This window comes from Pseudomonas lopnurensis (assembly GCF_015070855.1).
Taxonomy (GTDB): Bacteria; Pseudomonadota; Gammaproteobacteria; order Pseudomonadales; family Pseudomonadaceae; genus Stutzerimonas; species Stutzerimonas lopnurensis.
In genome coordinates, this window is the sequence record NZ_JADDIX010000033.1 from 23,332 (window position 1) to 30,795 (window position 7,464).

At 64.5% G+C, this 7,464-nt stretch carries 8 protein-coding genes; 2 read left to right on the plus strand and 6 right to left on the minus strand.

What is annotated here, in order from left to right; translation table 11 throughout:
• Window positions 1–753: DUF4351 domain-containing protein (locus IN820_RS06765; RefSeq protein WP_193680237.1), on the plus strand; the 753-nt coding region annotated here is incomplete at its 5' end.
• A 399-nt stretch (window positions 754–1,152) separates the two neighbouring features.
• Here the strand turns inward: IN820_RS06765 and IN820_RS06770 are convergent.
• The 3 genes from IN820_RS06770 to IN820_RS06780 all read right to left on the minus strand — a co-directional run bounded on the left by IN820_RS06770 (window position 1,153) and on the right by IN820_RS06780 (window position 3,024).
• Complete coding sequence (locus IN820_RS06770) at window positions 1,153–1,554, minus strand: META domain-containing protein (protein ID WP_193680238.1); 402 nt, start codon at window positions 1,552–1,554, stop codon at window positions 1,153–1,155.
• On the minus strand, window positions 1,551–1,988 hold the full coding sequence (locus tag IN820_RS06775; RefSeq protein WP_193680239.1) for a hypothetical protein: 438 nt from the start codon (window positions 1,986–1,988) through the stop codon (window positions 1,551–1,553). Before IN820_RS06775 ends, IN820_RS06770 begins: the two co-directional genes overlap by 4 nt.
• A 250-nt stretch (window positions 1,989–2,238) precedes the next feature.
• The gene (locus IN820_RS06780) at window positions 2,239–3,024 is read right to left on the minus strand and encodes a dienelactone hydrolase family protein (protein WP_193680240.1); all 786 of its coding nucleotides are present in this window, start codon (window positions 3,022–3,024) and stop codon (window positions 2,239–2,241) included.
• Between the two features lie 453 nt (window positions 3,025–3,477).
• On the opposite strand from IN820_RS06780, the gene IN820_RS06785 reads away from it, so the two are divergent.
• On the plus strand, window positions 3,478–4,665 hold the full coding sequence (locus IN820_RS06785) for an MFS transporter (protein WP_193680241.1): 1,188 nt from the start codon (window positions 3,478–3,480) through the stop codon (window positions 4,663–4,665).
• A 218-nt stretch (window positions 4,666–4,883) separates the two neighbouring features.
• Here the strand turns inward: IN820_RS06785 and IN820_RS06790 are convergent, their stop codons facing one another.
• The 3 genes from IN820_RS06790 to IN820_RS06800 form a co-directional block, all read right to left on the minus strand.
• Window positions 4,884–5,378 (minus strand): SprT family zinc-dependent metalloprotease, encoded by a 495-nt coding sequence (locus IN820_RS06790; protein WP_193680242.1) that lies wholly within the window; start codon window positions 5,376–5,378, stop codon window positions 4,884–4,886.
• Between the two features lie 42 nt (window positions 5,379–5,420).
• Entirely contained in the window at window positions 5,421–6,092 is a 672-nt protein-coding gene (locus IN820_RS06795; RefSeq protein WP_193680243.1) for a Yip1 family protein, read from the minus strand.
• 651 nt (window positions 6,093–6,743) lie between these two features.
• The coding region (locus IN820_RS06800) for an IS110 family RNA-guided transposase (RefSeq protein WP_193680058.1) at window positions 6,744–7,464 on the minus strand (721 nt) is incomplete at its 5' end.

Genomic DNA, 7,464 nt, shown 5'->3' on the forward strand with positions numbered 1-7,464 from the left:
GCGCTGCTGTTCGTGCTGGAGGAGGAAAGCGACCCGGCGCGCTTCTCCATCCACCGCCTCGTTCATTACTGCACCGACCTGGCAGAACTTTGCCAGACCGAGCGGGTAGTGCCGGTGGTGATCTTCCTGCGTGGGGACCAGCGCATTCCCGAACGGCTCGACCTGGGCAGCGAGCGGCACACCTACCTCGCCTTTCGCTATCTGCGTTGCCTGCTGGCGCAGACGCCAGCGGCCGACCATCTGGACAGCCGCAATTTGGTGGCCCGGCTCAACCTGCCCAACATGCAGTGGCCGGCGGAGCAAAAGCTCGACATCTACGCCCATGCCATCCGCGGCCTGCTGGAACTGGAGCCCGACCCGAACAGGCAGGTGAAGTACCTGGACTTCATCGACATCTATACGGCGCTGGACGAGAATGAAAGGCGACTCTACCGGGAGCGCTACCCACAGGAGGAAAGCGGTATGGCTGGACTGACAGAACGTCTGCTGGAAGAAGGGATGCGGAAGGGTATCCAGCAAGGGATGAAGCAAGGCCTGGAGCAAGGATTGGAGCGAGGATTGGAGCGAGGACTGGAGCAGGGGCGGCTGCAAAGCCTCCGGGACGTGCTGTCGCGCCAACTGGCGCATCGTTTCGGGCCGTTGCCGGCAGAGGTGGAGCAGCGTCTGCAACAGGCTGACAGCGAAACGTTGGGACGCTGGGCGGACAATGTGCTGGATGCGCAGGCGCTGGAAGACGTCTTCAGCCTGCATTGACCGGCCCGTGGCCGCAGTCCCGCGGAGTCTGCTCTTATCGATCTGGGTAGCGGGAAACGACGACAGCCCCTGGAAAAGCAAAAGGGCCACTCGCCGAGTGGCCCTTTTGCTTCGCGAATAAAAGAGGGGATTCTCGGCCTGCCTGTACCGAGGTCCCCGAAACTGGATTTGAGTGAGTCTATGCACTGCATGTGCCAGTTTCGCTACGGAGGGTATGGCGGGTAGGAAATTCAGCAGTGGAATAAGTGCAGGCCCTGAAAAAACAGGGTATTAGCGGTTGTTGATCCGCCCTCGGGCTGTGAGCTGGGCGCGCATAGCGGGGCCAGAGGCGGGGGCTTTGGGGGCGCGGCGCCTGATCGCAGTGCGCATGCCGCAGGGCATGCGCACATTTGGCGCGGGTCAGTCCTGTTCGGGCCAGAGGCGGATGGGGGGGCCTTCGTTGGGCCAGAGGCGCAATTGGTCGATCTTGGAGATGTCCCAGCGTTCGACACGGGTGAGGATGTCGAGGAAGTGGTGTTCCTGATCCATGATTTCCTCGGCGCACAGCTTGCGGGTGCTGCCGAGGTTGCTGAAGCGGATCTGCTGGCCGTCGAGTTCGTAGGCGCCGAACCAGTGGTTGCAGCCGGCGTTGCCGTAGACGCGGTCCGCGCTGAGGGTCAGGGAAACCGGGTTGCGCCCGATCACCGGTTCGTTGCCGATCCATTCGGCGATGTAAGTGACGTCGTGCTGCAGAAGCATGGGCTCGGTTGCGCAGCCGGCGAGGCCGAGGGCCATGACCGCGGGCAGGAGGCGAGGGGTCATGCGTTGTTCTCCTGGCAGCTCGGGCAGAGGTGGCGACCGTTCCGGCTGGCCCAGCCGAGTTCGGCGATACGGGCCTCGGCGGCCGGGGCGCGGGCGGTTTCGCCCAGCTTGGCGTCGACGGCGAATTCGAAATCCAGTTGCTTGCCGCAGCCGTCGCAGTCGACCTGCCAGTTGAGGATCGCCAGTTCGCGGAACACCGGGCCGCTGGCCACCGCCATCCACTGTCCGGGTGGGTTGATCAAGTGTCGAACCTTTTCGACGGTCAGGCGCTGGGACAGTTCGCGACTGCCCTTGAGGGTGACGATCAATACGTCGCCGGTGCGGATCGAGCCGCCGTTGCCGGTGACCTGGTAGCGGCCCGGCGCCAGGGCGCGGCATTCGGTGAGGGTATGGGCGGGGTTGAGCAGGGTGTAGCGGAAGTCGTGTTCGGCCATGTCTGGGTTCGACGGCTGGGAAATGTGCGCAATGCTAGCACGATGAGCTGGATTGGTTGCGGTCGAGGGGGGCTGTGCGGGACCGCGAAGTTCTTGCGCAGCCCCCTCTCCCCCGGCCCTCGGCTTTGGCATCCTGCGTCGCCCTACCTCCTGCATCCTGCAGTCGTCTCCCGCGAGGGGAGAGGGGAGTTTCGCCACCGGGGGGCCGTGCGGTGGCCGAAACCCGGCGCGCAAGGAGGTGCGATTCAGCCTACTGGCCGAAAGTTTCCTCGAAGAAGCGCTGCATGTCGCGCCAGGAGCGTTCGTCGGCTTCCTTCTGGTAGGCCAGATCCATACCTTGTTCCTGGAATTTGTCGGCGCCGGGATTGGTGAAGCCGTGCTTGGCGCCGGGCAGGCTGACGAACTGGTAGTCGGCGCCGGCCTTGACCATTTCGACGTTCAGCGCGGCGATGTCGTCGGTGCTGATCATGCTGTCTTCGCTGCCATGCTCGACCAGGATGCGTGCCTTGACGCTGCCCGGCGCGGCGCGGGTTTCGGTGGCCAAGGCGCCGTGGAAGCTGACCACGCCTTCCAGCGGCACGCCCTGGCGGGCCATGTCCAGTACCACCTTGCCACCGAAGCAGTAGCCGACCGCGCCCAGCTTGCCGTTATCGGTTTGCGGCTGCTCCTTGAGCAGGTCCAGGCCGGCGTTGAAACGGCCCTTGGCGGCGTCGGCGTCCTTCAGCGCGGCCTGCATGAAGCCCATGGCGTCCTTGGGGTGCTCGGTGTTCTTGCCTTCGCCGTACATGTCGATGGCCAGGGCGCTGTAGCCCAGTTCGGCGAGGTCGCGGGCGCGCTGCTTGGCGTAGTCGTTCAGGCCCCACCATTCATGCACCACGACGATGCCGGGGCGCTGGCCCTCGATGGCGTCGTCGTAGGCGTAGTAGCCGATCAGCTCGGTGCCGTCGGCGGCGGTGTAGGGGATTTCCTGGGTCTGGATTTCGGCATTGGCAGCGACGCTGGCAGCCATGAGCAGGCCGAACAGGCAATGGCGCATCGGGGGTCTCCTTGACGGGCAATACGGCGGGTGAATGAGTAATGTGTCGCAGAAGAATAGCGGTTCTTCGACTTGCTGGCAGGGGAAGGGTTCGAGAGGTCGGCCGGGTCTTGGCGGTCCGCTGCTGCGGCACGTGGCTGTCGGGGGTGGAGCACACGCTGCCATACGGCGCTGTTTTCATTGGTCTACTCCGGCGGGCATGGGAGGCGTCGAGACAGAGCCTCTCGCGATAACCCGCGCGTTTTCCCCGGAAATACGTCGGGGCATATTTCGGACACGGGCCGTCGGCCGCCTCGCAGAGAGGGCGGCACGGCAACCCTACATGTTGTGTTAGCCTGCGCCGCATTTTTGCGACCTGCCATCCCTGGCGGCCACCCTTCGGGCCGTCGCAAGCGACATCAAAAATGGCTCCCGGCCTTTTTTGCGGCCCTTGGCCTAATCCGGAACGGCGACATGAGTACTCCAGAGCAAGCTTTCAGCCACCTGCGCCGCGGCACACCGGCGTACCGTCGGGCGACGCTGGCGCTGTTCTGCGCAGGTTTCGCCACCTTCGCGTTGCTTTATTGCGTGCAGCCGTTGCTGCCCTTGCTGGCGGCGCATTTCTCGATCTCCGCCGCCAGCAGCAGCCTGGCGCTGTCGCTGACCACCTTGTGTCTGGCGCTGTGCCTGCTGGTCTCCGGCGCGCTGGCCGAAAGCTGGGGGCGCAAGCCGGTGATGGCGGCGGCACTCGGCCTTGCCAGCCTGTTGGGGATTGCCTGCGTGCTGGTCGAATCCTGGCATCTGCTGCTGGGGCTGCGCGCCTTGCTCGGCCTGGCGCTGAGCGGCTTGCCGACGCTCGCCATGGCCTATGTCGGCGAGGAGTTCGATCCCGAATCGTTGCCGGCGGCGATGGGGCTGTATATCGGCGGGACTGCGCTGGGCGGGTTGCTCGGGCGCCTGTTGTCCGGCCTGCTGAGCGATCCGGGTGGCTGGGAGCTGGCGCTGGGTGGTATCGCCTCGATGGGCCTGCTGGCGCTGCTGCTGTTCCTCTGGCTGCTGCCGGCGTCGCGCCATTTCAAGGCGCAGCCGCTGTCGCCGGGCGTATTGCTCGGCAACTTCCGCCAGCACCTGGGCAACCCGGTGTTGCGCGGGCTGTTCCTGCAGGCGTTCCTGCTGATGGGCGGTTTCGTCGCGCTGTTCAACTACATCGGCTTCCGCCTGGCCGGCGCGCCCTTCGGCTTGTCCTCGACGGTGATCGGCATGCTCTTCATCGTCTACCTGGCGGGTATCTTCAGCGCCGGCTGGGCGGGGCGGCTGGTACCGCGCTTCGGCGCGCGCCAGGTGCTGCAGGGCGGGGTCGGGCTGATGCTGGTGGGCGTGGGGCTTTGCGCGACGCCCTGGCTGACGGCCATCGTGCTGGGGCTGGCGTTGTTCACCCTGGGTTTCTTCGCCGCCCATTCGGTGGCCAGCGGGCAGGTCGGCCAGCATGCCAGGGGCGCCAAGGCGCAGGCCTCGGCGCTTTACCTGTGCGCCTACTATCTGGGTTCGAGCGTGGTGGGGTATGGGGCGGGGTATGTCTGGGAACATGCCGGCTGGCTGCCGCTGATGGCGATGCTGGCGGGATTGTTCGTCGTCGCCGGCTGGCGGGCGCGGAGCCTGTAGGGTGGAAAACCGCGAAGCGTTTTCCACCGCGCTCCGGTGTGCCAGACGTTCGAGCCGGAGAGCCCGGGCGGCAGCCGAACCCGGCGCGTGGATGAGGCTGCGCCGTCATCCACCCTGCGCACTCAAGAGCCATCGCCCCGAGGTCGGACCTTTCACAAAAAAACGGCAGATGCACACCGAGCCCGTGGGCGCACCCTCGCGGCGATCGCGCCCGATCATTACTCGACCCGCTGCTGCCCGGTGAATACCAGCGTGCCCTTGCAACTGCGGCAGAAGTAGCGGCGACCCTTGCCGACCAGGGCATGGCGCTGGGCGGTGAAGGCGAAATCGCGCTCGTCGCAGCGGCAGCGATAGACGTAGCGGGTACGCGGCCGGCGCTCGATCGCGTAGCTGTGGCAGCGCTCCGGCGGCAGGTCGTAGACGCCGCGCATGATCAGTTGCCATTCCTCGCCGTGGGGCTGGATATGCGGGCCGAACAGCCGGTGGGCGATCAGGTGCGCCACTTCGTGGGCGACGGTCTGCTGCAGGAAGTGCTCGCTGTTTTCCCGGTACAGCTGCGGATTGAAACGCAGCAGGTTTTCGTTCAGATGCGCTACGCCGGCCTTCTGGCCGCGAAGCTTGAAGCTCACCTGCGGCCGTTCGAAGCGCTGGTTGAAGAACGTCTCGGCCAACTGGTAGCAGGCTTCGACGCGGGCGTTGAGTCGCTCGGGCATTGGGCACTCCATGAAGAGCGCCGCATTATGCCAAAACCGAGGTCAGCGCTGCAGACCGCCTGGCTCTTCCTGCGGGCGTTCCTGCTGGGTGCCGTAGGTCTGGTCTTGCAGGATGTCGCGTTCGTAGACGGGATCCAGCGCCAGCACCCAGAACAGGATCATCGGCACCTTGAGATTGACCAGCACCAGCAGGCCCACGGCCCAGGTGCTGGCGCCGTAGAGGAAGGTGTTGCGGTTGTCGATGCGCATGAAGGTCGGTAGGCCGACGAACAGCAGGTAGGTCGAATAGGCGCCCGCGGCCACCAGGACCGCGATGGCGATGAAGCGGGTCGGATACAGCGCACCGAGGCCGGCGATGAAGAAGGGCGTGATCACATAGGCGATGAAGCCCACGCACTGGTTGAACGTGGGCCGGGTGTCGAACGTGCGCGACATCCAGCGCAGGAAGAAGCCCATGATGAAGGTGCCGAGAATGATGGTGAAGTAGATCAGCGCGCTCAGCTGGAAGGCGCTGCGGGTATCGAGGCGAATCCGCTCGTCCTCCACCAGGCTCCAGCCCACGTAGCGCGTTCCGATGAACATGCACACCGCTGGCAGCAGGGCCCAGAGCACCAGGTGGACAAGGTAGTTGGAGCTGTTCTTTTCTTCGTCGCGGCGTATGCCGGCCCACGCCTGGTCGGGGCGGGTCAACAGGGTGAAAAAGTACGGGATCATAGCGAGTCTCCATCTGCCTTGAGGGCCTGGCCATGGCTACGAACCATGCGGCGTCATGGGTTTAGAGCGGCAGATGCGATGAGGGTTTCCCCGGCGGCCGTTGGCGTTTCGTCGCAGTGGCGCAGGAGACGGAAACGAAAAGACCATGTCCCCCATTACGTGTGGTTCGACGTGCAACAGACCCGTAGGGTGGGCTTCAGCCCACCAGCAGCGGCCAGCGTGGACTAAAGCGGATCGCCACCCGGCCTGGACCAGCATATCGCCTCAGGTCATTCCCCTCGGATAAAGCAGCATGTGCACACCGACCCTGTAGGAGCCGGGGGGACGCCGAGTCCTTGTCGGCGATCATCGGTGTTGCGGCTGATCGCCCGCAAGCGGGCTCCTGATATGGATTGACCTGTCAACTGTGGTTCTATTCTTCGTTCTGTTCTTCTCCGTCAATGGCTTCGGTTCAGGGGGTGGAAGGCGATTTGGCGACGGTGGATCACTCTGATATGCGTGGGTTGGTTACCGACCTGACTTCACTTCGTCGCGGAGCTGCCCTTCTCTACAGTCGTGGGTCTGCCCTCCTGACAGAGGACGCCACATAGGAGCGCCAGGGGTTCTCCTCACCGGCCCTCCACCCCCTGAACCGAAGCCACTGATGCTTGTTCATATCACTGCCCTGCTGCCGTGTGCCTTGCCCGCAACCTCGCAGGCGATGGCCCAGATGAACCCCGCCAGCTCCCGCGCGACAGCGGTTGTGACTTGCTGCTTGATCTTGCCCGCCTCGATAAGCGCCCGATAACGACCGCACAAACGCTTCTGCGCTTGCCAGGCGATGGCCTGAACCACCTCCGAGGTTTTCTCAGCTCGCTTCTCGATGGCTCGTGTCTTGCGCGCCGGGAAACGATAGTTCCACCCCGCCTCCACCAGCACTCGCCGTACATGTCCGTTGCCCGTTCGGGTAATGCTGCCCTGGCGACGTGAGCCGCCACTGGAGTGCTCGCTGGGAACCAGTCCCAGGTAGGCCATTAGCTCGCGCGGCGAGTCGAAACGGGTGAGGTCGCCCAACTCCGCCAGCACCGTCATCGCCGTGATGAGACTCACGCCGCGCAAGGCCATCAGTGCTTGCGCCACCGAGCTTAGCGACCAGCCTGCCAGCATTTCATGCATTTGCGCTTCCAGATCGGCCACCCGCTTTTGCATCGATTTAACGGTATCGATGTATTCCTGCAGGACGATCTGCTGCACCGGCGAATCAAACTTCACGCTCTCCAACCAGCGAAAATGGGCCTGGGTCCAGCGACTTTTACCGCCATAGACGCGTCCATGACGCAGCAAGTAAGCCCCTAGCCGTTGACGACTCTTCAGCTCAAGGGACTTCATGTCC